This is a genomic window from Bacillus sp. FSL L8-0193, assembly GCF_037976065.1.
GTDB classification, from domain to species: domain Bacteria; phylum Bacillota; class Bacilli; order Bacillales; family Bacillaceae; genus Bacillus; species Bacillus paralicheniformis.
In genome coordinates, this window is record NZ_CP150261.1 from 1,893,356 (window position 1) to 1,918,833 (window position 25,478).

Sequence of the window (25,478 nt, forward strand, 5' to 3'; positions counted from 1 at the left end):
TTGAGAATCAAGATTAAGAGGTGATTTTTGTGAACTATTCGGAAGTTGAACAATTCATAAAAGAAAATGCTGAAGATGATGATTTTACAGGTGGCATTAGCATCGAAAAAATTAATGAAATTCAAGAAAACCTAAACGTAAAACTACCCGAAAGTTATAAATGGTTTTTAAAAAACTATGGGTCCGGTGGAATTTACGGTGTAGATATTTTAGGTCATGGAAAAGTTTCACCAAGAGTAGTAACAGTTACTGAAGATTACAGAAATCACTATGGTTTAATTGATGGTATCGTAGTCATTGAATATGTAGATGAATTCTCTTATTGTCTTGATACAAACAGGATGGTAGATGGTGAATGCCCAGTTATACTTTGGGATAATCAAGAGGGTTATGGTCGAACAGTAGCTACTAATTTTCTAGAGTTTTTCATGGAAGACCTTAAGGAGTCTAAAGAAAACTGGGAAGAAGACGAAGAGTGGGACGATGAAGAATAATTGCATATAGCAAGCACTCGATCTCTAATTGAGTACTTTTTAAAAGGGGATAAAATGGTGGGCTTTTGGCTATTCTACTTTGTCATACGTTAAAGACAAGAAAAACGAACGTGAAGAGCGAGTCCATGACGGAGAGCCTGCTGACACTATTTGTGCACGGGTTGTATCCGCTTTTAATGGCCCTTCTCCCCTAATAATGCATGGTTTGAATGTGATTCTGATTCTACTTTAATGAAGCAAATTCTAACAATTAAGGCTCTATAGGTCGAACCATTCCCTGTAGCGCGGCGACAACCTGATCGACATGTCTTTTAGCCTCTTCATCAGTAGTACATTCAGCAAGAACGGTTTCCTCGTAACTTCTGCCCTCAAGGTGTTTATGATAAATCCAGATTTCACATAGCTCTTGGTAGGCTGTACCGGGTCTTTGGCCTGTAACTCCTAGATTATTAAATTGATCCACTCCAATTCTGACTAATACATACCCCATCCTGCCCAATAAACGAACAATATTTCTGCGAAGGTGGTCAAGATCTCTAAATGCTCGCATATTCCGAACATAGGTACTGGATTCAATTCCAAATGGCCGATGAAAAGATGGGAATGAAAACGGGTTTACAGGATATTGATCATAAAACAAGCCCTATCACTCCTTTTTATCTTACGATTTATAATAAAGAATTATATTCGACTATTTTTGGACTGGAAGTTTGTCTATACATAATTGTATATTTGCCTAGAAATCGGTGATGCAATCTTCAACGTTCAAAAAAGGCCATTATATAAAGTTTATGATTAGGTAGAAGTATATGAATTCCCAGCCTGTTGCTCTCAAAAAATAAAGGACATTGAGATTTATATGGAGATGGGGTTGAAAAAGGACAAATACTATCTGGTCAAACGGCGAGCCATTTACAAATTTTCGACAGCTCTTGGGATTATATAGCGCTCCCTTTTAAAAAGCCGCAATAGCATCTAACTTTAATCACCTAAAATCACCCCCATTAAATCAATAGTTCTTAATCCTTTCTCAAATTGCTGTTGCGGGGGGAACCGAAAATTTAATTGCGGTGGCCCGAACGTCTTTTTCGAATGATGAAATATTGTTAAAATTTACATCATTAGTATAGTTAAGGGAAGGGTGAAAAGGTTGGTTAGAATCTCATCTGCAGAAGTGGGGATGAAAATTACTGAGTGGTACCAGCATATTCAAAAATTCAATGTGACAGACGCAGAAATGCTTAAAGCTGAAGTTGAAAGGGATATAGAGCTTATGGAAGAAGATCAGGATTTACTAATCTATTATCAGTTGATGGCTTTCCGCCACAGTATAATGATTGAATATATAGCACCTTCGGGTAAAAAACAGATGGAATTATCAGAATATTTAAAGAGGATTGAAGGGAATAAACGAAAATTAGATCATATGCTTACGTATTATTATCATTTTTTTCGAGGGATGTACGAATTTAGGAATGGAGAATACACGAAGGCAATTACTTATTATAAAAGAGCGGAACGTCAATTTCCTGCTATATCAGATTCGATTGAAAAAGCGGAATTTTACTTTAAAATGGCTGAAGTCTATTACCACATGAAAATGACCCACGTTTCGATGTACTTTGCAGAGCGTGCATATAACATTTACAAAAAATATGAACTCTATTCTGTTCGCCTTATTCAGTGTCATTTTGTCATTGCCGGGAATTATGATGATTTAGAGAATCATGAAAAGGCTCTTCCACACCTAAATCAAGCACTTAGAGGCGCAGAACTATTAAAAAAGAAAAATCCACAGATATACGCTTCTGCTTTTTACAACCTTGGCAACTGCTATCACAAAATGGACAACTTAAACAAGGCTGCAAGATATATTGAACAAGCTCTCATTCAATATAAAAAATTAAAATCAAAAAATTTGCCGCAAGCATATCACGACTTGGCACTAATCAATTTCAAACAAAATAAGCATGATAAAGCCAAGGATTATTACCGAAAAGGGCTTAGAAGTGCTGTGGAGCTTAAAGATCATCTGTTTATAAGCCTTTTTGAAGCTCTCGAGTCACTTTATATAAGACGGGGTGAAACTACATCACTTTTTAAAATTTTCAACCGACTGGAAACAAGCAAAGGATTTCCGTATTTGGAAGAGCTGGCATTGTTAGCCGGCACCTATCTAGATTATAATGGAAAAACAGAGGATAGTCTCATCTGTCTTAAAAAGATGGTCTATGCTCAAAAGCAAATATTGAAGGGGGAATGTTTGTATGAAGTCTAAAATGAAGATCGGTTTAGGGATTATGATAATTGGACTTGGCTTTCTCAGTCATTTTTCGAACAACGATGATATGAACACAGCTTCAAGAAACATCACAAGCGCACCCAATCATTATTTTGTTATTTAATCTAAAAATGAGTTTTTGGAATATCCTTTTAGCCGTTTAATTAGCGGCTTTTTTTATGTATTTCAATCCCTTAACAAATAGGTTCAATGACCTAATCTAAAAGATTCATTTTCATGGATTGACAGGTTTTATTCACCAATTATTTTCTATAAAGTGGTAAAATATCTCGAGATATGTCACTTTAGTATTAGAGGAGAATGCTATGAAGACTCTGGATGTTCAAGCGTTGCACAAAGCCATTGATCAAACGCTGGAACAATTAAAACATCAATCAGACGAAATTGCCAAAGTTAAAAAAAGTGTTGAGGGCATTACATCACTTGATGATGCTTTAAAGGGGAAAGGGGGAGACGCGATACGTAACTTTTATGAAGAATGCCATACTCCATTCCTTCAGTTTTACGAAACTCTTATTGGGGAATATCAGTCTGCATTGAAAAAAATCAAAAATGCGCTGAATTCCTTTGAACCGAATCATAACGGATTTATATCGCAAACCTTTCTCGAACACGAGCTCGAACAAGGGGTGAATTCAGCCGACCGCACAACGAAGCGTTTGGTATCTAAAACAAACGCCACGATCGCAAAAGTCAGCCACATTGTCGATTTGCCTGATTTGAATGACAGCGGCTTTCACGAACAGAATCAGAAAGCCTTAAAGGAAATCAATCAGACAATTGAAAAGCTGCATACGTTCGACAGGGAACAGACAAGCGCTCTTAAAACCACTGAAAACGACCTGGAAACGATGCAGAGATACATAACCAGGCTTGAAAAAATGTACACAGGGCCTAAAATTGAAATTACCGGCTATCAAAAAGGTTCGATTTTAAAGCCAGATGAGATGGATACTTTGCGTGGTGGACAAGACACAGCAATGGGTGTCATGTTGGATAAGCTCGATAAGAGATCAAAGCTTGAAAAAGAGGCCAGCAAAATAGAACCTATGAGTCATACTGATACGTTGAAGAATAAACTTGAAAAGTTGTATGATGATCCGGATGAGTTTCTCAAAGTTGCTAGAGAGATTGGATATGATAATCTTACATCTGAACAGATGAATTATGTTACTGCCATTGAAGAAGCTTATGAGTTCAGAGCAGATCCAATTAAAGGAACTCTGGAAGATGGAAAACATGTCTTAGAAAGTATGAAAGGCTTTGTGGTTGGAGGATATGAATTTGCAAAAGATACGATCCAAGGAACGATTGAAACAGGTAAAGTTCTTATTGGACACGCAGACAACTTTGTTAAAAACCCAAAAGCAACTGTAAATTCAGTACTTGAGTATGATTACAAAGCCACTTTTGAAAGTATGTTGCAATCAATTGCAGATTCTTGGGATGAAAAGATGGTACATGGGGATTCATATTCTCGCGGACACTATATTGCTTATGCGATTGGTACGATATGGGGGTTGGCAGAGGCCGGGCCTACTGTCGTATCAGGCTCAAAAAGTCTCGGCAAAGCTGGCAAGGCTGCAGCCCAAACAGCAAAGAAAAGTGTTAACTCTTTTAAACAACATTTCAGCCCGCCTAAAAATCGCTATACTCCTGCATTAGAAGGGATGCTCCAAAGAGCGGGAGAGGCCCCTAATGTGAAAAATACGCCTTTGCTGAGAGAGCTGCTTGAGGATAAGAAGAAGAGTGTTTTATTTAAATCCTCTAAATCTATTGGGAAACCATCTAAAAGTGGAAAAGAAATAGCCCTTCCAAAGGTAAAAACTTACGAGCAAGCTAGAAATAAAGCCATGGAGATTATTGGAGATCTAGGGCCGGACTCAAAACCACTTGTAGGGAGGTTAGAAGTAAGCGCAGGTTATGGTAAAATTATCGGCAGAAGATCTAGTGACAAAAAAGTAAGGTGGCGTTTGGATTACGATCCCGAAAAGGGACCTCATATAAATATTGAAGATTTCCGAAAGGGAAAAAAAGAAGCAAAAAAATATTATATTCCTTTTGATGGTGACGAGAAGACATTCAAAGCGCTATTGAAGCATCTTAACAGATAGAGGTGGATATTTTGGATTTATTTGATGAGTGTTTAGAAGCTTTAGGAGAGCAAAAAGAAATTTTATCTGAGGAGCTCACTGGGGAATACTTTAATTCTCTAAGTAAGCAGTTTCCTATAACAAGTTGGGCAAGAATTGATTGGGAAAAGGTAAAAAACAAAAAGAGAATTGAATATTCTGATGAATTATTCAAATGGTTAGAAGATAACGGTATAACTGACACTTCTGTCATTATTCTGTGGAATCCTTCTGATGATCCGGCAGTTAAGACTACTTTAGAAAACGCCTTAACTGTTATTGATGACGTGACTGCGGTTGGTTCAGATACGTTTATGTATAGTGAACTTGGCTATGTCATTGAGTTTTACCATGATGGAGAAGTGACAGTAGGAATGGCAAACTGAAGTTAAACCCTAATTATGGGCTTCTAGAGTTAGGTCTATTGACCTTTTTTATATTGGTATTTTCTCTCATGTCTTATTAAGCACTTAATCCTTTGATTGAGTGCTTGTTTTATATCCGCCAAAATGGAGGGCCTTTTCCCAAAAGAGCGGCTGTAAACTACTATGCAGGCCGATAGTCAGGGGACACAGGGAAGTCCTTATAAAAAAAGAAAAGCAGGAGATAACCTGCTTAAAACCTCATTTTGCCCTTGAAAAAGACTCGCAAAATCAAATCTCGGGTCTTTCTATTAAGCAAAGAGAGGGCCAACAAAGCGAGAAATGTTACTTTGCGATGCAATTTTTAAATTGCCGCTCCAGTTCCTCTTTGTCCAAGTCCTTTCCAATGAAAACAAGTTCGCTTTGTTTTGTCTCGTTTTCGTTCCACTTGCGATCCGGACGTCCTGAAAACAGCATATGCAACCCTTGGAATACGATTCGATATTCTTCCTCTTTAATATAAAGGATCCCTTTATAACGTAATAAATCTTCGCCTTTTTCCCGTACGAGATAACTCATCCAATGATCCACTTTTGCCAAATCAAGAGGCTTCTCTTCCCGAAAAGCAATAGAAGACACTTTATCATCATGATGATGGTGATGATGATCCTCTAGAAAATGAGGGTCGATTTCAAGTTTTCGATTGACGTCAAACGTATTGATCCCCAGGATATCTTTTAAATTGATCTTGCAATCTCTGGCATGCAGCCTCTTAGCCGCAGGATTAATGTTGACAAGTCTTTGCTCCAAGGATTCCAAATCGTCATTTGATACTAAATCTGTTTTATTGAGGATGATGACGTCAGCAAAAGCAATTTGTTCTTGAGCTTCATCCTGATCATCCAGATGTCTGGCGATATGCTTGCTGTCTACTACCGTGACGATGCTGTCAACTTCAAATATGTCGGACAGCAGCTCATCCATAAAAAAAGTCTGGGCAACAGGTGCTGGGTCAGCCAGTCCTGTTGTTTCGATTATAACCCGGTCGAATGCAACTTTCCCTTGATCCATTGAGAATACAAGAGTTCTCAGAATGCGAATCAAATCTCCGCGGACCGTGCAACAGATACAGCCGTTGTTCATTTCCAAAATTTCTTCTTCAGAATCAACGACGAGCTGATTGTCTATCCCGACTTCTCCGTACTCATTGACAATAACCGCAATCTTTTGATTGTGTTTTTCTGTAAGTATTCGATTTAAAAGTGTGGTTTTCCCGGCGCCTAAATATCCAGTGAGAATAGTGACAGGAATTTTCTTTTTAGTTAAAGGCATGATCATTCGACCTCATTTACAATTTTTTTGATACTTTGATTACTTTTTCTTTGTCTTTTGGAATCCCGGCGATGACGCCAGATGAACGTTCGAAACGTTGGCCATCATACAAATGACTTGCTTTTTCTTGATAATCTTCATTGGTACAAAGCGAGTCAATCAGGAGGGGGACATCCTCCGGTTTTAAATCTTTATACCATGTTCCTTTCGGATAGTGGATGACCACGCACTTATCTTGGCATCTTCCATTACACCGCGTGCGCGTTGTATGAATGACATCGTCAAGCTCCCGGTCTGAAATTTCTTGCCGAATCACTTGAGTCAGTTCCTCAGCTCCGACCCGATTGCAGCTGCTGCCGTTGCATATAAAGATATGATGTTTCATATTACTTAAATCCCATGTCGCCATATGTATCTTTCCTCCAAGTAAAACAGAATCATTACGATTTGAAAGCGGTAAAATGATAAAGAACTAAGTAAGCCCCGGTCGATAACTGTCCCGAAAGGTGATACCGATAAAGGGGAGAAGGCCCCGGTAACCTCCGCAGTATTTCATCGTCACCTTGAGTTTTTTACTCCTTTCGCAAGCTCTCTATATTTCTGCCTTCTCTTCCCGTTTTCTTTTTTTGCCGCCTTTGGTTGTTTATTTATATGGCCTTTCTATCAATACGGCAATCAAAACGTAATTATTACGATTTAACAATCATTTTATCTCTTTTTCAAGTCAAACGCAAATAGAAGAGGTTAAACGGTGCCAATGAGATCTGAGCAGCTTCTTTTTCAGCCAGAGCCTATCTGGCTCAGGGGAGGGTTTGCATTATATTATTGTACTGAATATAAAAGAACTTTACCCCTTTTCCTAAGCTGGAAAAATTGATAAAATTTTTAGCGGAGAATGAAAAAACACGATTCGGTTGGTAGTCCGGGTGCATGATTGATCATGCCAGTAACCTTCCCCTCCTCGGGATGTCCGTCATTCTCTGAAGTACATGTTGATGGAGGAGGGAATCGTTATGAAATTAACGGTTTACTATGATGGTCAGTTTTGGATAGGAGTCATTGAAGTTGTGATTGAAGGTAAGCTGAGAGCCGTCCGGCATTTGTTTGGCAAAGAGCCGAAGGATTCGGAAGTTTTGCATTTTGTTCATCATCAACTTTTACAGGCACTGTCACAAGCAGATCAGGAAGGAGTTAGGCTGGACGCCCGCCGCCCGCGCAAAATAAATCCGAAAAGGCTGCAGCGGCAAGTGTCTAAAGAATTGAAAAATGCTGGTGTGTCTCATAAGGCGCAAGAAGCGATAAAACAAGAGCTGGAAGCAAGAAAACGAAAGAAAAAGCGGCTGACAAAAGAGCAGCGGGAAAAGGAAAAAGAACAAAAGTATTTACTCAGAAAGCAAAAAGCGAAACAAAAGCATAGTGGAAAATAGAATTTCTTTGGAGCAAAGTGAAGCTCAATAGAGGCGCGTTTTCCTGTATTGTATTAAAAAAAGGCTCTTTTTAAAAAGAGCCTTTCATAATGGAGTCAATAACGATAAGCAAGAGGGGAGAACATGTAAAATAAGGAGAAGGTCATAGGTTATTGCTTTTTAAAACAGAACCATTTTAGAACTTAATAGCCTCCATAACCACCGCCGAACCAGCTGGCACCAATGATGATTAAGAGAATGAACAGGACAACAATTAAAGCAAAACCGCTTCCGTATCCGTAACCTCCGCTCATATGTTTCACCTCCCTAAAGATACATAGTTTATCCTATGTATCTTTATCAATTCGGTATAGGATATTGATTTACATTTTTAAAAATAGTTGACCCATTTGCAACTGCGCCCTCATGCGGAGTCTTCGTGCAGAGAGGATGAAAATGGTGATTGGCGTCCTTTAAACGGAATATAATGCAATAAATCCACCGAAAAGGGCGCTGAGTAAATTGAATTTTCAATTAACTGAGGGAGACATGCTTTATATCATTAGAAACGGCCTTCAAACAACACAGTATCCCAAGCAAGTAATGATCGTTGGTGCCGGGTTGTCCGGGCTTGTCGCAGCGTCTTTATTAAAGAGTGCCGGGCACAGAGTGACGATCGTGGAAGCGAATGACAGAGCGGGAGGACGTGTTTTTACTTCCCGTGCGCCCTTTAGCGAAGGGTTGTATTTCAATGCCGGTCCGATGCGCATCCCCGATATTCATACTTTAACGATAGAATACATTAAGAAATTTAATCTGCCTGTCAATGAGTTTATCAACAGAACCCCCATGGATATTCTTTACGTCAACGGCGTGAAAACTCGTCTTCATGAGTTTGAAAGATATCCGGGTGTTTTAAGATTCCCGGCTGCTCCCCATGAGCAGGGGAAAACGGCTGAACAGCTGATGCTTTCTGCATTGCAGCCTATCCTCAATTTTATCAGCCAAGATCCGGCGAGAAATTGGCGTATTGTTGAAAAACAATACAGAAACGAATCGTTGGGCTCTTTTCTCAACACTCATTTTTCACACGGCTCCATTGATATGATTGGTGTGCTTTTGGACATGGAAGCGTACATGGGATTGTCACTTGTCGAAGTATTAAGGGAATCGATCTTTTTTACATCGCCGTCTCGTTTCTATGAGATTACAGGTGGCATGGACTTGCTGACGCAAGCTTTTCTTCCGCAATTAAAGGGCGATATTTTATTTGGTCATAAATTGATGAAAATATCTCAAACTGAAAACAATGTGACAGCCCATTGTATCCACCAACAGTCGGCAGAACATTCAGCTCTGACAAGTGATTTCACAATCGTAACAATTCCTTTTTCAACTTTGCGATTTGTGACCTTTGAGCCGTTTGATTCGTTTTCCTACCATAAGCGGAGAGCGATTCGGGAGCTTAACTATATTGCCGCGACAAAAATAGGAATCGAATTTAAGAGCAGGTTTTGGGAAAGAGTCGGGCAGCGCGGCGGGAGATCCATTACCGATTTGCCGATTCGCTTTTCATATTACCCAAGCAGCGGCATAGGGACACACGGTCATGCTGTTATTTTAGCGAGCTATACGTGGGCTGATGAAGCGCTGATATGGGACAGTCAGCCGGAAGAAGAGCGGATCCGCTATACGCTGAAAAATTTAGCGAGAATATATGGAGATATCGTGTATTCCGAGTTTGTATCAGGCGCTTCTTTCAGCTGGACGCAAAATCCTTTTTCAGCGGGAGCATTTACAGCTTTCGAACCTGGTCAGGAATTGGAGCTGTATCCTTATATTCCTATGCCTGAGGGAAGGGTGTATTTCGCCGGGGAGCACGCTTCCCTCACTCACGGGTGGATGCAGGGAGCGATTGAATCGGGAATACGGGCGGCATATGAAGTGAATCAGTCCTCCCGCGTGTAACCATGAACTTTGCAAGTATTGAAGGAATGGGAAAGAGTCGCTTTTAAAAGGCGGCTCGTTCGTTTTTATTTAAGGCAAACAGACGGATCATGCAATAAACGCCGATCGGCTGCTTCCTAAACAGTAAGAAATGTGTTCCCGGTTCTTAAAAACAAGTTTTTAAGAACTTCATTTATAAAAAATTTTAATGCTTATGATACAATTGAATTGTAGATGTAACACGATGAGCGATAAGTGTTTTGCTGAGGTGCATGATCGGATCGCCCGCATTTTTTCGTTAAGAACCCCTCTTTTTCTAACAATAAAAAAGCCCCCAAATCGAGTTTTCCCTTAGGAAAGGCTCATGACATACCGGATGGAATGGTTTAACATTCCGCCGGGCAGAATAGCTTCGAAAGGATTGAATCACATTGAATGCTGCTCTTGAACGAAACATCATGCTTTTGCTTCTCTGTTTGACAGCAGGTATTGTAGATGTGATTGGGTACTTAAGTATCGGTCACGTATTTACTGCTAATATGACCGGGAATATCGTACTGTTAGGATTATCAATCGGCAATTCTCTTCATGCGACCGCCGTGTACTCGCTGATCGCATTGTTCGGATTTATCATCGGCGTGATTATTTCAGCAGCCATTGTCGGAAAACAAGAAAAATCGTTCTGGCCGTCAGGCGTCACGATTGCACTTGCTGTTGAAGCAGCCGTATTGCTTCTATTTGCTTGTCTGACTTTCTATGAAAGTTCGCCACACTTTTTGATCTTGCTGTTAAGCATGGCGATGGGGCTTCAGACTACAGCAGCCAGAAAGCTCGGCATTGCAGGGATTTCCACTACTGTCCTAACGGGGACGCTCGCAAACTTTTTCGAAGATGTGACAAAACGGTTCCTCAGCAAAAACGACCAAAAGGTCATCCATAAGGACGCATGGCTTCGCGCTTTGACGATTGTGCTCTATTGCCTGGGGGCCGTCATCGCCGCACTTGCTGAGCCTGCGCATCCGTTTGCCGTGATTTGGATTCCAATCACAATCATTATTGGGATTATTGCGATTGCAGGCACAAAGTTTCACGGACGGAGTGAAGACTGAAGGACGGTCCCATACACGAGCATACGCGAACATCGTTTGTTACATACGTTTTATGAGGGTGCCTGTTCGGGTAAAAGAACGGGGGACAGCACCAGTATCGGTTAAGATTGGGAGGAGGATAAATGGTTGGAACACATTAATATGGAGCAGTTTATTTTATTAGCGGCCTTATTGCTGATTATCGGTGTACTGACAACGAAATTTTCGACTAGGCTCGGAGTGCCCGCTCTCGTCTTGTTCTTGATTGTCGGGATGATCATGGGGAGCGACGGTCTCGGAATTATTTATTTTAATAATCCCGAGTTAGCCCAGCTGATCGGAGTTATCGCACTCGTCGTCATCCTTTTTGAAGGCGGTCTGCAAACAAAATGGTCTTCAATCAAAGCGGTCGCCGTTCCTTCATTGTCGCTCGCAACGATTGGCGTTTTGCTGACCACCTGTGTGGTTGCGGTTGCGGCCAAACTGATTTTTAATGTTTCCTGGATGGAAGGCTTTTTATTCGGAGCGATTGTCGGTTCTACAGATGCGGCCGCGATTTTCGCCGTTTTGAAAGGCCAGAATATTAGAGACAGATTGAGCTCTACACTGGAAGCAGAGTCGGGTACAAATGATCCGATGGCGATGTTTTTGACTTTATCGCTCATCCAGCTGCTGACGGCTGATCATTCATCTTATTTCATGCTTGTGATTTCATTTTTCTGGCAGATGGGAATGGGGCTTTTGCTCGGATATGTACTCGGGCGGTTCGCCAGCTTTGCCATCAATAAAATCAACTTGGATTCAAGCGGACTTTATCCGATCTTTGCTCTTGCTTTTGCGCTTCTTACCTACAGTCTTACAGATGTCATCGGGGCGAGCGGCTTGCTTGCCGTCTACATTGCTGCGCTTGTCATCGGAAATCAAGATTTGACTTACCGACATTCTATTTTCAGGTTTAATGAAGGCTTTGCCTGGATGATGCAGATTTTGATGTTTATTATTCTAGGATTATTGGTTTTTCCTGCCCAATTTTTATCTTTCGATATCATTTTCAAAGGCTTCCTGCTTTCGCTGATTTTAATTTTTATCGCCAGACCGGTTGCCGTTTTTCTGTCGACCATCAAAATGGGCTTTCATTTTAACGAAAAAATCTTCTTGTCGTGGGCCGGATTAAAAGGGGCCGTTCCGATCGTTCTCGCAACATTCCCCATGACGATGGGGCTTGAAAACAGCCAATTGGTCTTCAATGTCGTATTCTTCGTCGTTTTAACATCTGCTTTGATCCAAGGATCAACCATATCGGTCTTCGCAGAAAAATTGAAATTGAACGGACCGCAGAAAGTCGAAGCGCCGCATTCGCTCGAGCTTGTTTCCATCGGCAAGGCGAACGCCGAAATTATCGAATTTGAAGTCGATGACCAAACAGCCATCACCGGGCAGGCACTGAAAGACATCAGCTTTCCGAAAGATGCCCTGATCAATGCGATCATCCGAAACGGGGATTTGGTCACGCCGCACGGAGAAACGAAAATTAAATCAGGCGATATTTTGTATATTCTCGTATCGAAAAAACAAAAAAAGGAACTGAAAAAATTATTAAACAGGGAATTTGATTAAGCTTTCGGAAAAGCACAGGACAAGGCTGGCTTGCTCAGTATGTCACGAATAAAGGTCAATGAAGGGTACTGCACCGGTATTCTTCATTGGCCTTTTTTTGCAATGTGAAAGTTCAGCTTATGTTCCTTACATTGATCCCTTTGTTGATCAATTGTATAATTTAAAAATCAAATATGAGGAGGCGCATGAATGATGAAGTGCAAAAAAATAAATGGGTTAACATTTGAGGGGAAAGCGCATCATTAACCCTATAAACTGCGTGATTCCCCTATAATTTTGGGGGTATCATTCAATTGAAAAACAGTAAAATGCAGTCCTTCAAGCATCAAAAGAAGGCGTTTTGGTGGCTTAGCTTTGTCGCTTTCTTCAGTGTGATGAACGAAACCGTATTTAATGTTGCATTGCCGGACATAAAAAATCAATTTGGCGTGTCGCCTGCCGCGGCAAATTGGGTGAATACGAGTTTTATCATTTCCTTTGCTGCTGGTTCGGTCGTTTACAGCAGGCTTTCTGATATGTATGGTGTCAGAAAGCTGTTTGTGGCCGGACTAATCATCTATGGCGGAGGTTCATTAATAGGTCTTTCGGCTCAGTCTTATTTCACGGCCGTGATCTTTGCGCGCTTTGTTCAAGGAGCCGGGGCTTCCGCTGTACCCGCGCTTATCCTGGTCATCATTACACGCTATGTTCGTCCGGAGGGCCGGGGCAAAGCGTTCGGCCTTGTCGGATCACTAGTGGCAATGGGCGAGGGAATAGGTCCGGCTATCGGCGGAATGATTGTACATCATATTCATTGGTCGTTTCTGTTCCTTCTTCCGATGGCGGCGCTGATGTCGATTCCTTTCTTCCTCAGAAATATGCCTGCTGAAGCCGCTGTAAAAGCAAATCTGGATATCATTGGGATCGTCCTGCTGACAATCAGCATTGTGATGTTCGCTGTATATATATCGCTGTATCATGTCTTTTATTTAGCGGCGGGCATTTTTTGCTTGATTGGAGCTGCGGTTCATACCCGATATGCGGAACATCCTTTTATTGACCGGTCTTTAATCAAGAATCGCAGATATATAGGCGTCGTTTTGGCAGGATGTGTCGTATTGGGAAGCGTTGCGGGAATCGTCTCTGTCGTTCCATATATGATGAGAGTCTTGTTCAGTTTAAATGCCGATATTATCGGAAGCGGCATTATGCTTCCGGGTAGTGTGGGCGTTATCTTTTTCGGCGTCGCGGGGGGAGCCCTTACCGATCGCTTCGGCAGCCGGTTTGTTTTTACTCTTGGATGGTTATTGATCTTGGCAACCATAGCGGCCGCGTCACAGTTCGGTGACCGGACACCATGGTTGATGACGATGCTGCTCGTGTTTATATTTGGCGGTCTTTCATTTGTGAAGACGTCGATTTCCAATAGTGCCGCAGAAAGCTTGGAAGAAGAGGCTGCAGGCGCTGGAATGGGGATGCTGAATTTTGCCTGTTTTTTATCTGAAGGAATAGGCGTGGCATTTGCAGGAGGCTTGATGGCAGTGCGCGGGTTCGGCTATTCTGCGCTTCCGGCAATGGACAATGCCTGGGGCGCTGTATTCAGCCGCTCGTTTGCCATATTCACAGTCTTTGTATTGGCTGGCGGATTGCTATATTTATTGACTTGCAAACGCAAAAAATCTTAACATATTCGAATGGTTGGGCGGGACCGCCCAGCCGTTTTTTATGTTGTATGGATTTTCTGAAACATGATGAAAGTAAAGGATGAAGAAATTATGAAAGAAGCATCGGCACCTTTGAAATTGACGGACTGACAATTGAATATTCGCGAATAGGTGAAGGGAAGCCGATTCTAGTGATGCATGGAGGCATTTGAATTGAATTTGGGTATCAAGAGAGGTTGACGTAGAGTCGACGGCAGGGGAGCCGATTCACATTACCTCATATTGAAGCGGGAACCGTCGAACAAATTAATATACATGCAATGTAAGGGAAGTCTCGCAAACTGCTCTTAAAAGTTCATGATTTGTTTTAAAATAAGGCGGACAATCCGTGTAGTGTACACTATAGTTGATATCAAGGAGGGATTACGGTGTACGAGTCCAAGAAACATTTGAAAGAAGAAATTCATAAGCGTTATTTGTTACTAGATGGGGAGTTTGACGATATCCCCGATCAGTATAGAGATGTTCGGGATCAAGACGTAGATCGAACGCCAGGGGAAATCCTTGCTTATCAGCTCGGATGGTTAAACCTGTTGATGAGCTGGGACAGGGATGAGCGCTTGGGAAAAACCGTTGTCACTCCCTCTCCTCATTATAAATGGAACCAACTGGGTGCTCTTTATCAATCTTTTTACGATATGTATTCTCACTTTTCGTTAACTGAGCTTCGCCAAGAATTCAAGAAAGCAGAGGCACAACTTCAGTCTTGGATTGATACGCTCACGGATGAAGAATTATTCACCCAAGGTACTTTGAATTGGACAGGTGAAAACCCGAAGTGGCCTGCTATAAGGTTCATTCACGTCAACTCTGTGGCTCCATTTAAAAACTTCAGGACTAAAATAAGGAAGTGGAAGAAGAATCAACTGGGATGAAATCGTGTTAACATGAAGAAGTGCATTCAAAAGATACTCAATTTTTCTTATGAAGCTGAAATTAACAATGCTATAAAGTTATCTATATTCACTTCTTTCGAGGCATTTTCCATTTTGTGAAAAGCCCGCGATTGAAACGATGCGGCTATGCAATGTGGTAAAACTTTGCATAAAAAACTTAACATTTTAATAATCCAGCCGATATGATGGATAAATAACTGCACGCTTCCGGCGGATATGGTATGGTAGCTAGTAAGTATAGGAAAAGGGAGGATATGAATGATCATCGTCACAACAGATACAATCGCGAATCAAAATATCGTCGAAGTCAAAGGGCTTGTCACCAGCAGCATCGTTCAGTCGCGGAATATCGGAAAAGATATTCTGTCAGGATTGAAGTCGGTCATTGGCGGAGAATTAAAAAATTACACCCAAATGCTTGAGGATTCGAAAAAAGCTGTGAGAGAACGGCTCGTGAATCAAGCTGAAGAACTCGGAGCAAACGCGATCGTCGGTCTAAGGTTCGAACTATCTGCAGGCCAGGGTACCTCCGAACTAATCGGATATGGTACGGCTGTTGTAATCGGCTGACGTTCAACCGAAAAACGAAGGCGGCGGCTATCATTGCCGCCTCAGCGGGTCAAGAAGGCTTCCCTGTCTGTTTGGTCTCTTTATGTTTTTGAGTCAGATGGGGATACTTTCTGTAGATGACAAGCGCTATGATCGCCATGTATAAGCCGTAGACACCGATAGAGATCAGCTTGTTTTCACTGAAATTGGCACCTGCGATCGAGACGACGAGAACGTTAGGGATTTTTCCAAGTGTCGAAGCCGCGAAAAAGACAGCCCATTTCACCTTGCTTAAACCGCAGACAATATTCATGACAACGGCGGGGATAACGGGGATCAGTCTGCCCAATAGTACGGCTGTAAAAGCATTTTGGTTAAAATAGGCTTCATATTCGCTCATTTTCGGGTATTTCGTTAAGCGTTTGCGAGCCAAATCTCTGAATCCGTAACGTGAGAGGAAGAACAAGAGCATGGTGCCGAGCATCGACCCTGTCAGCGTGATCAGCACGCCGTTTGCGATTCCGAACAAAGCGCCGTTTAATCCGGCAATGAGCGCAAACGGGACGATCGGGAAAAATACACAGGCCGCCACAAGCAGCATGCTGAATAGCACCGAATAAACGCCTCCGTCCCTGATGACGCCGAGCCAGGAATCTTTGCAGACGAATCCGACCGCGATGATACTTGCCATGATGATGATAGTGAATAGTTTTTTGATCATACCGCTCCCGCTGCCTTTCTTTGTTTTTAGCTTCTATATTTGCAATAAAGCTTGTTCCACGTTTGCCAAAATCTCGTCTGTTTTTGACAGGTTGCAATTGCTGAGCATAATCAGCACTTTTTTCTCGTTTATGTATCGGTTAATCGAGCTGATAAAACCGTGGATTTCTCCATCATGCCATATTTTATACTTGTTTTGATGATTAATAAACCATCCGTATCCGATCGAATTGTTTTGAATGAGTGCCGGAGAAGGGCCTTCGGCTGCAAAAGCCGGTTTTTTGACACAGCTGTAAAGCGCTTCTTTCAAAGCGCCTTTTGTGACAAGCTTTTCAGTGTAAAGCGCCCTGTCCCATAAGTACAAGTCTTCAACGGTTGAATACAGCCCGCTTTCCCCGTAGCCGTATACGATAGGCGCTTTGATCATTTCGCGATTCAGGCATAAGTATCCGACTGTGGGCGAAATATCTTCCGGGGAAGCGAAGAAACCGGAGTTTTTCATGCCTAAAGGGTCAAAGATCAATTCTTGAATGACATCTCCATAAGCTTCATTTGTGATTGTTTCAATGATTTTTGTGAGCAGTATGTATCCTGAATTGCTGTAATTAAACATTTGTCCCGGGCGAAATTCGAGCGGTTTGTCAATAAACCGGCCGATAAATTGGTCTAACGGTGCGCGCTCCAGCTCAATATCGAGCAATTCTTCCTCTAGAAAATCAGGAATTCCGGACGTATGGCTTAATAAATGTTTGATGGTAATGCTGTCGCCGTTCGGATAGCCTTCTAAATAGTTTTGTACCGGATCATCAGTACGAAGCAGCCCCTTTTCTTGCAGCTGCATGACCGCTATGGCTGTGAATTGCTTTGTCAGCGAAGCAATTTGGTAGCGTGTAGACGGTTTATTCTTCACTTTGTCCTTGCAATTAGCATAACCGTATCCTTTCGATAGCAGAATACCGTTTGAGTCTGCCAGCAAAATGCTGCCGTGAAAATGATTGTTGGATGCTTGTTCCATTAAATAATCATCAAGATGTTCCGCTGTATATACCAATAACAACAGTCCTTTCATATCTAATTATGAGGAGAAGGAAACGATAAACGATAGTTTTGAAAGGAAATGAAGCAGGAAGCGCGACAAAATAACATTATAAAAATTTTTTTGTATTTACCATCATTTACAGAATAATTTAAACTAAATTTAAAATATGGCAATTTCATGACATCCGTTAAAACGAGTGCTGTTTTGACGGTTGTTTTTTGTTTTAAAACGATTGAAATATAAGTCGGCAGTATCGAAAAGGGGAATAAAGTCGAGTGCGGCCTTAAACTAAGGTCTAAAGTTTGGTGTTTTTTTGTGAGAAAAAGGACTATATTAGTATTTTTTAATTTTAATTTAATTTTGAAGGGTTTTTCCTTTATTATCTATAATATGTTGTTTAACATAGTGAAAGAGATTTAAAATCATCGTTACTGTTATGAAGCGAAAAATAACGGGAGGTTAAAAAATGGGCCAAAAACATATCGCGATTTTTAATATTCCCGCTCACGGGCATATTAATCCGACGCTTGCTTTAACGGCAAGCCTTGTCAAACGCGGTTATCGGGTAACATATCCGGTAACGGATGAGTTTGTGAAAGCTGTTGAGGAAACTGGGGCAGAGCCGCTCAACTACCGCTCAACTTTAAATATCGATCCGCAGCAAATTCGGGAGCTGATGAAAAATAAAAAGGATATGACACAGGCTCCGATGATGTTTATGAAAGAAATGGAGGAGGTTCTTCCTCAGCTTGAAGCGCTTTATGAGAATGACAAGCCTGACCTCATCCTTTTTGACTTTATGGCCATGGCGGGAAAAATGCTGGCTGAGAAGTTTGGAATAGAGGCGGTTCGCCTTTGTTCTACATATGCACAGAACGAACATTTTTCATTCAAATCAATGTCTGAAGAGTTTAAGATCGAGCTCACGCCTGAGCAAGAAGCCGCTTTGAAAAATGCGAATCTTCCGTCATTTAATTTTGAAGAGATGTTCGAACCGGCAAAATTGAACATTGTATTTATGCCTCGTGCTTTTCAGCCTTACGGCGAAACGTTTGATGAACGGTTCTCTTTTGTCGGTCCTTCTCTAGCCAAACGCAAGTTTCAGGAAAAAGACACGCCGGTTATTTCGGACAGCGGCCGTCCTGTCATGCTGATTTCTTTAGGGACGGCGTTCAATGCCTGGCCGGAATTTTATCATATGTGCATCGAAGCATTCAGGGACACGAAGTGGCAGGTGATCATGGCTGTCGGCACGACAATCGATCCTGAAAGCTTTGACGACATACCTGATAACTTTTCGATTCATCAGCGCGTTCCCCAGCTGGAAATCCTGAAGAAAGCAGAGCTTTTCATCACCCATGGGGGTATGAACAGTACGATGGAAGGATTGAATGCCGGTGTACCGCTTGTTGCCGTCCCGCAAATGCCTGAACAGGAAATCACTGCCCGCCGCGTCGAAGAACTCGGGCTTGGCAAGCATTTGCAGCCGGAGGACACAACAGTTGCTTCATTGCGGGAAGCCGTCTCCCAGACGGACGGTAACCTGGATGTCCTGAAACGCGTAAAGGACATGCAAGAGCACATTAAACAAGCAGGAGGAGCCGAGAAAGCCGCAGATGAAATTGAGTCATTTTTAGCACCGGCAGGAGTGAAATAACCATATGAAGGAACCCGGGAAATCCCCGGGTTTTTTGTTGCAGCCGAAAGGAAGCGGGAAAAGTATACAGAGGCGCTTTTTGAACATACTACCTTCTATTAAATGTATTAAAAAGGAGGAAGTGATTTGTCAAATCAGGGCAATTTCAAAAAAACGATCTCTCTGCTTGACCTGATTTTGATCGGCATGGGAGCGATATTCGGCTCGGCTTGGCTGTTTGCCGTCAGCAATGTCGCTTCAAAAGCCGGGCCCGCGGGAAGCTTTTCGTGGATTATCGGCGGTGTCATTATCCTTTTAATCGGCCTCGTTTATGCCGAGCTGGGAGCTGCTTTGCCGCGGACGGGCGGGATTATCCGCTATCCAGTGTATACCCACGGGCACCTTGTCGGATACTTGATTTCATTTATCACGATCGTTGCCTATACAAGCCTGATTTCAATCGAAGTGACCGCTGTCAGGCAATACGTAGCTTATTGGTTTCCCGGTTTGACGATAAAAGGTTCTGAATCGCCGACGATTATCGGCTGGCTTTTGCAGTTTGTGCTGCTTTGTTTGTTCTTTTTACTCAATTATTGGAGTGTCAAAGCGTTTGCGAAATCAAATTTAATCATTTCGGTTTTTAAGTATTTTGTTCCTTTGACGATCATTGTCGTATTGATATTCCATTTTAAGTCGGCCAACTTTGCGGGAGAATTTGCCCCGTTTGGCTTTGACGGGGTGCAGGCGTCCATTTCGACCGGCGGGGTGATGTTTGCATACCTCGGTCTTCATCCGATCGTTTCGGTCGCCGGTGAAGTGAAAAATCCGCAGCGGAACATCCCGGTCGCTCTGCTGATTTGCATCATTGTTTCGGCTTGCATTTATACGATACTGCAAGTGGTGTTTATCGGAGCCATCCCGACTGATATGCTGAATGACGGCTGGAAAGCGATCGGCAAGGAATTTTCTCTTCCATTCAAAGACATCGCGGTGCTTCTCGGGATGGGCTGGCTTGCCACTCTTGTCGTTCTGGATGCGATCTTATCACCCGGCGGAAACGGCAATATTTTTATGAATACGACGTCGCGCTTGGTTTATGCATGGGCGCGGAACGGCACGTTGTTCAAAGTGTTTGCCAAGGTGAATAAATCGACGGGAATTCCGCGTCCGTCGTTGTGGCTGTCGTTCGCGCTCGCCGTTTTTTGGACGCTTCCTTTTCCGTCTTGGGACGCGCTCGTCAATGTTTGCTCTGTAGCCTTGATTCTTTCCTATGCGATTGCTCCGGTTTCAGCGGCAGCGCTGAATGTGAATGCCAAGCAACTCAACAAGCCTCTGCAAATCAAGGGGATGGCTGTCATTGCTCCTGTCTCCTTCGTATTTGCGTCGTATATCGTCTATTGGTCAGGCTGGAACACCGTGTCATGGCTGCTCGGATCGCAGCTCGTGATGTTTGCCGTTTATTGCGCGTGTAAAAAATATGTTCCCCAAGACGATGTTTCGTTTGCACAGCAGCTTAAATCAAGCTGGTGGATTGCCGGTTATTATGTCATGCTCTTGATTTTGTCGTATCTCGGCTCATTCGGTAATGGCGTGGGCCTATTGAGGACGCCGGTCGATTTAATCTTGATCGCAGCAGGATCGATTGCGGTATTTTACTGGGCGAAATATACGGCCCTTCCAAAGGCAGTCATTGATTATGATGAGAAAAAAGAAGAAACCGTTTAAATAAGAATCCCCCGCGTATGGACTGCGGGGGATTCACGCGTTTTCATTACAGTTGCGGAAGATCTTTAGCTGTTTCGGCAGCTTTGGTATCAACTTGAATTTGTTGAGATAAATTGGCAGGATGGTAATAACCTTTTGACATCATATAGTTTGTGATCTGTTCATGAGTATCAATCGCCTCGTTTAAATACTGCTTAAGCGTTTCACGCACTTCTGGAGAAGATGTTTCTGTGATAGCAGTGGCAATGTTTTTGACACCGGTTTTCGCTGAGATTAAAAAGTCGGTCGCTATCACTTGTTCAGTCATCGCGCCCATTCCTGTCATGTTTTGGATGAATTCGTTCATACGGTTTCACCTCTCATTGACAGCAGTCCTTGCAAATGCTCGATCTGATGCTTTGTTTGGGAAGCATCCCGTTCCAAGATGTCGCGAAGCTCTTGATCCTGCACCATTCCCGTCATTGTTGATGACTTAGTCAGGCAAAGGTTTTTAAACATTAACAGCTCATGCAGTTCCAATGTTTCATGAATCCCATTATTCAATTGCAAACATTCCTTTCAGATTTGTTATTGTGTGAAGGACACATCATTAGTATCAAGGTTCGTTAGCGGGATTATTCTGTTTGCTGTTTTACAATAAATTACATGTTGCTGTCAGGCTTTTCTGACGCGAAAGAATTTGGTCAAGAGCCAGGTTCCTTGCGGAAAACTGAGCGTGAGCTGCCAGACACCGCCGCCGCCAAGTCCGTATTCGATGATGAGTTGCAGTTTTTTTCCAATACTGCGTGCGTCTTCAAACCATATGATGTGCCTTCTGCCTTGTTCATCTGTGTATTGGAGAAAAGGGGACTCAGACTTTGTATCATATTGAATCGGTACCTGGTGCTTCATGGCGAGATGAACGGCGCCTTGGTTGGCGATTCCCGGATATACGGTACCAGGCTGATAGGGCAGCGTCCAGTTATAGCCGTAAAGCGGAAAGCCGAGAATGATTTTTTCTTTTGGAATATGGCGAAGGGCAAATTGAATCGTCTGCCGGACTTCATTGATCGGAGCGACGGGGCCGGGTTCGCTTGTTCCGTGGTGCCAGTCGTATGCCATGATAAAGACAAGGTCGCTCACTGCGCCGATTCCGCCATAGTCATACCCTTTCAGCCAGGCGATATTTTCATTTGTTTTCGGCGGAACGGCAACCGTCAACACATAACCGGAAGGCTTCAGCCGCTCTTTCAACAGGCGGAGAAAACCTGAAAATAAATCTCTGTCTTCCTCCACAATCTGTTCGAAATCAATATTGACGCCAGCATATCCTTTTCTGGAAATCGTTTGAACAATATTGTCGATGAGTCGGTTTCTTACGACAGGCTGATTTAATACGCGGTGCGCAAGAGACGGACTAAAGCCTGTTTCTGTCAGATTGGTGACTGTCATGAGGGGAGGAACGCGCCGCCTCCAGGCCGTTTGTACCGCCGGTGAATCATTCAGCTCGCTTAACGATCCGTCGCTTGAAATATGGTATTCAAAAAATGCCAGATATGTGGCGTAGGGGGCAAAATTATGAATCAATTCCTGGTCTAAGCCTGGGTTTCTCAATGTGTAATATCCTAAAGCGGTGATCGGTTTTTTCGGTAATTCCGGAATCGTCACTTTCATCCCCGGCCTCATATTGGCAGGCGTTACAGACGGATTTGCTTTTTGCAATGCTTCGGCGGTTACAAACGTCCGGCGGGCAATCGAATCATAATTGTCTCCCTGCTGAACCGTATATGTATAAAGCGGTATTAAAAGAGCCTGTCCGGGGACAATGTTTGTTTCGACCAACCCGTTTGCCAATCGGATCTGGTCAATCGAAATTCCGAACCTGGCACCGATGACAAATAATGAATCTCCCTGCTGAACCGTATAAATAAACAACGGGCACACTTCCTTTTGTTCCTCTGTATGTGACAGGGGTTTTATGCTATGTCTATGACCGGCGCTGAAGGATCATGCGCCGATTTTCTCAATCGGAATGGTGAATAGATCCGTGAAGCGGATAATTCTTGACTGATCGATCTAAAAAGTGTATTCTTCAAATAAAGGAGGTGATAAAGGCTTGGGAAGAAGCAAAGAATTCGATACCGCCCTCGTCCTTCATAAAGCAATGGAGGTTTTCGGCCAATTCGGCTATGAAGGCGCATCGATGCAAGAGCTGCTCAGCCGCCTGGGAATTGCCAGGCAAAGTCTGTACAATACATTCGGCACGAAACGGGATCTGTTTATTGCCGCTCTTACAAGATATCTTGATGATAAAAATGCTCAAGTAATCGCCAGGCTTGAAAGCCCCGGCTCAGTGAAGCAATCGGTTCGGCAGATCTTTCAGGAAAGCTTAAACGCTCTGAAAGACCCCGAGCGCTCAAAGGCATGCTATATCATCAACAGTGCAATTGAACAAATTCCCCGTGATCAAGAGGTTGCCGAATACTTTGATAAGCAGACAAAGCAACTGGAAACCGCCTTTTACAAAGCGCTTGTCCGGGCCGAGTCACAGGGGGAACTAAAGAAGGGAGGTCAAGATCTTTCAGCAGTTGCCCGTTTTTTAAATCAAACCCGGCTGTCGCTCACGTTTCAGGCGAAGTTAACGGGGGACTTTGACGCCCTTCAGGATTTGATCGATGTCAGCCTGTCTGTTCTTGATTAAAGAATTTTTTCGTCAAGGGAAGATGGGCTGCCGCTCGTTTTTATCACTATTTTAGACCAAGTGGTCAAAAAAGAATGGGGGAAAGAAAATGGCGCATACGATAACCGATGTGATGGAACAATTTTTGCAGTCGATGCTCGAAAAGGATATGGAAAAGTGGATACAGCTTTGGGATCAAGACGCGGTGTTTGAGCATCCATATGCACCGCCAGGTTTTCCTAAAAAACTAGAAGGAAAGTCGGCGATTTACGAATATATAAAGGATTTTCCCGAAAAGATCGATATTGTCCGCTTCACAGCGCCCACTATTCATCAAATGGCAAATACGGGCTATGCAGCTGTCGAATTTGAATGTGAAGGCACGGTGTGCGAGACGGGGCTTCCTTATAACCAACAGTACATCAGCCTTGTAAACATGAAAGAGGGCAAAATTGTCCACTACAAAGATTATTGGAATCCTCTGACTGTCATCGAATCGTTCGGGGGACGGCTGCAGACTTTTTAATGACGTAACAAGGAGTGATAAAAGTGGAGAAAAAAATATTGATTACCGGCGGAACCGGCACGACTGGAAGCCGAATCGCCAAACGGCTTGTACGTTTGGGGGCCGGTGTCCGGATCGCAAGCCGGAGAATGCCTGCAATGGCCGGAACGGAACATGTGTATTTTGACTGGAATGATCAAAAAACTTACAGAGACGCATTAAAAAACACGAACTCATTGTATTTGGTTGCGCCTGTCGGTGTATTCGAACCGTCGCCGCTCGTTGTGCCGTTTTTGGAAATGGCAGCGGCATCCGGCGTCCGCCGCATTGTTCTGCTCAGCGCTGCCATTATTGATGAAGACGGACCCGTATTCGGGAAGCTTCATCACGCGGTCAGGCGATATGTTCCTGAATGGACGGTGCTAAAGCCTTCATATTTCATGCAGAATTTTGACCATCAGCATGGCGCTTCGATTCGGAAGAAAAATGAAATCGTCACGGCGTCAGGCAGCGGCAAAGTCGGGTTTATAGATGCAGACGATATTGCTGAAGTGGCTGTGCGGGCATTGCTTGATCAAAAGCCGCATAATACGAGCCATATCTTGACCGGGCCGGAAGCCTTGAGTTATGCTGAAGCCGCGGCAATCATCGGCAGAGCGGCAGGCCGCGACGTCAGGCATGTCAATGTCGAAGTGTCCGCTTTGAGGGAAAGGTATATAAAAGCAGGATTATCTCCCGATTATGCCGGATTCATGTCGGAACTAGACGAGAAAATCAAGAATGGCAAAGAAAACCGCATCACAGATACAGTAGAACGCATCACGGGAAAAAAACCGCGTTCACTGGCTGATTTCGCCAATGAACACGCCGGACGCTGGCGTCTGCTTTAACTCGTTCCTGAGACTGAACGGTCTTTTCTCTTTATTTTTGACCGTTCAGTCTAATTAGTAGAATGTTTCGTTGATTTCCCATGACTCAACTGTACAGTAGGCCAAGTGAGGGTCCATACCCATGCCCATTAAATAAGCCATTGCCGCTACTTCTTCCATGGCGTGGTGATAGGAAGTGGTTTGCGCTTCATTTAAACCGTAATGAACAAAAGGCGCAACTGTGCACAACGTCTTATGTTTCAAGTGCGGAAACAACGGGCATTTGATGTGGTGCACGGCTGCTTCGGCGTGCTGATACTGGGGGATATGCATATGCTGTTCGGGAGCCGGTGTCTGCTGTAAATGTTCTACATTCTCCATTTCTTTTCGTCCTTTCTTGCGCGGATTTTCGTTGTATTCTATGTTCCGCTCATGCCCCGTGTGTTAGACGGCTGTCACGGTTTACCGGTTTTTTAGGCAAATCAACAGACAGAAAG

General features: G+C 43.1%; 26 protein-coding genes and 2 pseudogenes. 18 read left to right on the forward strand and 10 right to left on the reverse strand.

Annotation, left to right across the window (positions count from 1 at the left end):
• Nucleotides 1–29 precede the first annotated feature (29 nt).
• On the forward strand, nt 30–494 hold the full coding sequence (locus tag MHH76_RS09525) for an SMI1/KNR4 family protein (RefSeq protein WP_035338726.1): 465 nt from the start codon (nt 30–32) through the stop codon (nt 492–494).
• A gap of 250 nt (nt 495–744) precedes the next feature.
• Here the strand turns inward: MHH76_RS09525 and MHH76_RS09530 are convergent, their stop codons facing one another.
• Nucleotides 745–1,134, reverse strand: coding sequence for a hypothetical protein (locus MHH76_RS09530; protein WP_020451469.1), 390 nt, complete (start codon nt 1,132–1,134; stop codon nt 745–747).
• A gap of 192 nt (nt 1,135–1,326) precedes the next feature.
• Here MHH76_RS09530 and MHH76_RS09535 point away from each other — a divergent pair.
• The 5 genes and pseudogenes from MHH76_RS09535 to MHH76_RS09555 all read left to right on the forward strand — a co-directional run.
• A pseudogene (locus MHH76_RS09535) lies at nt 1,327–1,440 on the forward strand (ArpU family transcriptional regulator); the annotation flags it as partial.
• Between the two features lie 204 nt (nt 1,441–1,644).
• Nucleotides 1,645–2,772: a tetratricopeptide repeat protein gene (locus MHH76_RS09540; RefSeq protein ID WP_026579712.1), complete on the forward strand. Its 1,128-nt coding sequence runs from the start codon at nt 1,645–1,647 to the stop codon at nt 2,770–2,772.
• Nucleotides 2,762–2,899, forward strand: coding sequence for a hypothetical protein (locus MHH76_RS09545; RefSeq protein WP_165973175.1), 138 nt, complete (start codon nt 2,762–2,764; stop codon nt 2,897–2,899). Before MHH76_RS09540 ends, MHH76_RS09545 begins: the two co-directional genes overlap by 11 nt.
• Before the next feature lie 202 nt (nt 2,900–3,101).
• Entirely contained in the window at nt 3,102–4,910 is a 1,809-nt protein-coding gene (locus tag MHH76_RS09550; RefSeq protein WP_165688283.1) for a T7SS effector LXG polymorphic toxin, read from the forward strand.
• Nucleotides 4,911–4,921: 11 nt separating this feature from the next.
• The gene (locus MHH76_RS09555) at nt 4,922–5,314 is read left to right on the forward strand and encodes a hypothetical protein (RefSeq protein ID WP_020451473.1); all 393 of its coding nucleotides are present in this window, start codon (nt 4,922–4,924) and stop codon (nt 5,312–5,314) included.
• A 321-nt stretch (nt 5,315–5,635) separates the two neighbouring features.
• On the opposite strand, the gene MHH76_RS09560 is transcribed toward MHH76_RS09555, so the two are convergent.
• Nucleotides 5,636–6,628, reverse strand: a complete 993-nt coding sequence (locus MHH76_RS09560; RefSeq protein WP_023857669.1) for a GTP-binding protein — start codon at nt 6,626–6,628, stop codon at nt 5,636–5,638.
• A 10-nt stretch (nt 6,629–6,638) separates the two neighbouring features.
• Nucleotides 6,639–7,031 (reverse strand): (2Fe-2S) ferredoxin domain-containing protein, encoded by a 393-nt coding sequence (locus MHH76_RS09565; protein ID WP_020451475.1) that lies wholly within the window; start codon nt 7,029–7,031, stop codon nt 6,639–6,641.
• 531 nt (nt 7,032–7,562) lie between these two features.
• On the opposite strand from MHH76_RS09565, the pseudogene MHH76_RS09570 reads away from it, so the two are divergent.
• Nucleotides 7,563–8,049: pseudogene (locus MHH76_RS09570) on the forward strand (YjdF family protein).
• Between the two features lie 182 nt (nt 8,050–8,231).
• On the opposite strand, the gene MHH76_RS09575 reads toward MHH76_RS09570, so the two are convergent.
• A complete protein-coding gene (locus tag MHH76_RS09575; RefSeq protein WP_020451477.1) occupies nt 8,232–8,342 on the reverse strand; it encodes a YjcZ family sporulation protein in 111 nt (36 codons plus the stop codon).
• A 235-nt stretch (nt 8,343–8,577) separates the two neighbouring features.
• Between MHH76_RS09575 and MHH76_RS09580 the strand changes: the two genes are divergently transcribed.
• The 6 genes from MHH76_RS09580 (at nt 8,578) to MHH76_RS09605 (ending at nt 15,849) form a co-directional block, all read left to right on the forward strand.
• Nucleotides 8,578–9,996, forward strand: a complete 1,419-nt coding sequence (locus MHH76_RS09580) for a flavin monoamine oxidase family protein (RefSeq protein ID WP_023857667.1) — start codon at nt 8,578–8,580, stop codon at nt 9,994–9,996.
• Nucleotides 9,997–10,406: 410 nt separating this feature from the next.
• The gene (locus tag MHH76_RS09585; protein ID WP_020451479.1) at nt 10,407–11,084 is read left to right on the forward strand and encodes a YoaK family protein; all 678 of its coding nucleotides are present in this window, start codon (nt 10,407–10,409) and stop codon (nt 11,082–11,084) included.
• A gap of 126 nt (nt 11,085–11,210) precedes the next feature.
• Nucleotides 11,211–12,680 (forward strand): potassium/proton antiporter, encoded by a 1,470-nt coding sequence (locus tag MHH76_RS09590; protein WP_020451480.1) that lies wholly within the window; start codon nt 11,211–11,213, stop codon nt 12,678–12,680.
• A gap of 293 nt (nt 12,681–12,973) precedes the next feature.
• Nucleotides 12,974–14,344: an MFS transporter gene (locus MHH76_RS09595; protein ID WP_020451481.1), complete on the forward strand. Its 1,371-nt coding sequence runs from the start codon at nt 12,974–12,976 to the stop codon at nt 14,342–14,344.
• Nucleotides 14,345–14,745: 401 nt separating this feature from the next.
• Nucleotides 14,746–15,258 (forward strand): ClbS/DfsB family four-helix bundle protein, encoded by a 513-nt coding sequence (locus MHH76_RS09600; protein ID WP_026579708.1) that lies wholly within the window; start codon nt 14,746–14,748, stop codon nt 15,256–15,258.
• Between the two features lie 279 nt (nt 15,259–15,537).
• Nucleotides 15,538–15,849: a YbjQ family protein gene (locus MHH76_RS09605; protein WP_003182008.1), complete on the forward strand. Its 312-nt coding sequence runs from the start codon at nt 15,538–15,540 to the stop codon at nt 15,847–15,849.
• 49 nt (nt 15,850–15,898) lie between these two features.
• Here the strand turns inward: MHH76_RS09605 and MHH76_RS09610 are convergent, their stop codons facing one another.
• Nucleotides 15,899–16,549, reverse strand: coding sequence for a TVP38/TMEM64 family protein (locus tag MHH76_RS09610; RefSeq protein WP_023857664.1), 651 nt, complete (start codon nt 16,547–16,549; stop codon nt 15,899–15,901).
• Between the two features lie 33 nt (nt 16,550–16,582).
• Nucleotides 16,583–17,599: a serine hydrolase domain-containing protein gene (locus MHH76_RS09615; protein WP_023857663.1), complete on the reverse strand. Its 1,017-nt coding sequence runs from the start codon at nt 17,597–17,599 to the stop codon at nt 16,583–16,585.
• Between the two features lie 454 nt (nt 17,600–18,053).
• Here MHH76_RS09615 and yjiC point away from each other — a divergent pair, with 454 nt between their 5' ends.
• Entirely contained in the window at nt 18,054–19,244 is a 1,191-nt protein-coding gene (gene yjiC / locus MHH76_RS09620; protein WP_020451485.1) for a UDP-glycosyltransferase YjiC, read from the forward strand.
• A gap of 126 nt (nt 19,245–19,370) precedes the next feature.
• Nucleotides 19,371–20,948, forward strand: coding sequence for an APC family permease (locus MHH76_RS09625; RefSeq protein WP_023857662.1), 1,578 nt, complete (start codon nt 19,371–19,373; stop codon nt 20,946–20,948).
• A gap of 46 nt (nt 20,949–20,994) precedes the next feature.
• Here MHH76_RS09625 and MHH76_RS09630 read toward each other — a convergent pair whose 3' ends face one another.
• The 3 genes from MHH76_RS09630 to MHH76_RS09640 all read right to left on the reverse strand — a co-directional run bounded on the left by MHH76_RS09630 (nt 20,995) and on the right by MHH76_RS09640 (nt 22,862).
• A complete protein-coding gene (locus tag MHH76_RS09630; protein WP_023857661.1) occupies nt 20,995–21,294 on the reverse strand; it encodes a spore coat protein in 300 nt (99 codons plus the stop codon).
• Nucleotides 21,291–21,491 (reverse strand): spore coat protein, encoded by a 201-nt coding sequence (locus tag MHH76_RS09635; RefSeq protein WP_023857660.1) that lies wholly within the window; start codon nt 21,489–21,491, stop codon nt 21,291–21,293. The genes MHH76_RS09630 and MHH76_RS09635 overlap by 4 nt, the downstream gene beginning before the upstream one ends.
• A 111-nt stretch (nt 21,492–21,602) precedes the next feature.
• Complete coding sequence (locus MHH76_RS09640; protein ID WP_023857659.1) at nt 21,603–22,862, reverse strand: glycosyl hydrolase family 18 protein; 1,260 nt, start codon at nt 22,860–22,862, stop codon at nt 21,603–21,605.
• Between the two features lie 181 nt (nt 22,863–23,043).
• On the opposite strand from MHH76_RS09640, the gene MHH76_RS09645 reads away from it, so the two are divergent.
• From MHH76_RS09645 to MHH76_RS09655, 3 genes are all read left to right on the forward strand, one after another.
• Complete coding sequence (locus tag MHH76_RS09645; protein WP_020451490.1) at nt 23,044–23,628, forward strand: TetR/AcrR family transcriptional regulator; 585 nt, start codon at nt 23,044–23,046, stop codon at nt 23,626–23,628.
• An 88-nt stretch (nt 23,629–23,716) separates the two neighbouring features.
• On the forward strand, nt 23,717–24,133 hold the full coding sequence (locus MHH76_RS09650) for a nuclear transport factor 2 family protein (RefSeq protein ID WP_020451491.1): 417 nt from the start codon (nt 23,717–23,719) through the stop codon (nt 24,131–24,133).
• 17 nt (nt 24,134–24,150) lie between these two features.
• Nucleotides 24,151–25,002, forward strand: a complete 852-nt coding sequence (locus MHH76_RS09655; protein ID WP_186440199.1) for an NAD(P)H-binding protein — start codon at nt 24,151–24,153, stop codon at nt 25,000–25,002.
• Nucleotides 25,003–25,056: 54 nt separating this feature from the next.
• Here the strand turns inward: MHH76_RS09655 and MHH76_RS09660 are convergent, their stop codons facing one another.
• The gene (locus MHH76_RS09660; RefSeq protein WP_020451493.1) at nt 25,057–25,362 is read right to left on the reverse strand and encodes a hypothetical protein; all 306 of its coding nucleotides are present in this window, start codon (nt 25,360–25,362) and stop codon (nt 25,057–25,059) included.
• Between the last annotated feature and the right edge of the window lie 116 nt (nt 25,363–25,478).

Excerpts from the sequence above, each read along its gene's own strand:
- MHH76_RS09605 (WP_003182008.1), top strand. The coding sequence starts at position 15,538 with ATGATCATCGTCACAACAGATACAATCGCGAATCAAAATATCGTCGAA.
- MHH76_RS09580 (WP_023857667.1), top strand. The coding sequence starts at position 8,578 with ATGCTTTATATCATTAGAAACGGCCTTCAAACAACACAGTATCCCAAG.
- MHH76_RS09560 (WP_023857669.1), bottom strand. The coding sequence starts at position 6,628 with ATGATCATGCCTTTAACTAAAAAGAAAATTCCTGTCACTATTCTCACT.
- MHH76_RS09575 (WP_020451477.1), bottom strand. The coding sequence starts at position 8,342 with ATGAGCGGAGGTTACGGATACGGAAGCGGTTTTGCTTTAATTGTTGTC.
- MHH76_RS09545 (WP_165973175.1), top strand. The coding sequence starts at position 2,762 with ATGAAGTCTAAAATGAAGATCGGTTTAGGGATTATGATAATTGGACTT.
- MHH76_RS09610 (WP_023857664.1), bottom strand. The coding sequence starts at position 16,549 with ATGATCAAAAAACTATTCACTATCATCATCATGGCAAGTATCATCGCG.
- yjiC (WP_020451485.1), top strand. The coding sequence starts at position 18,054 with ATGGGCCAAAAACATATCGCGATTTTTAATATTCCCGCTCACGGGCAT.
- MHH76_RS09565 (WP_020451475.1), bottom strand. The coding sequence starts at position 7,031 with ATGGCGACATGGGATTTAAGTAATATGAAACATCATATCTTTATATGC.
- MHH76_RS09660 (WP_020451493.1), bottom strand. The coding sequence starts at position 25,362 with ATGGAGAATGTAGAACATTTACAGCAGACACCGGCTCCCGAACAGCAT.
- MHH76_RS09550 (WP_165688283.1), top strand. The coding sequence starts at position 3,102 with ATGAAGACTCTGGATGTTCAAGCGTTGCACAAAGCCATTGATCAAACG.
- MHH76_RS09630 (WP_023857661.1), bottom strand. The coding sequence starts at position 21,294 with ATGAACGAATTCATCCAAAACATGACAGGAATGGGCGCGATGACTGAA.
- MHH76_RS09650 (WP_020451491.1), top strand. The coding sequence starts at position 23,717 with ATGGCGCATACGATAACCGATGTGATGGAACAATTTTTGCAGTCGATG.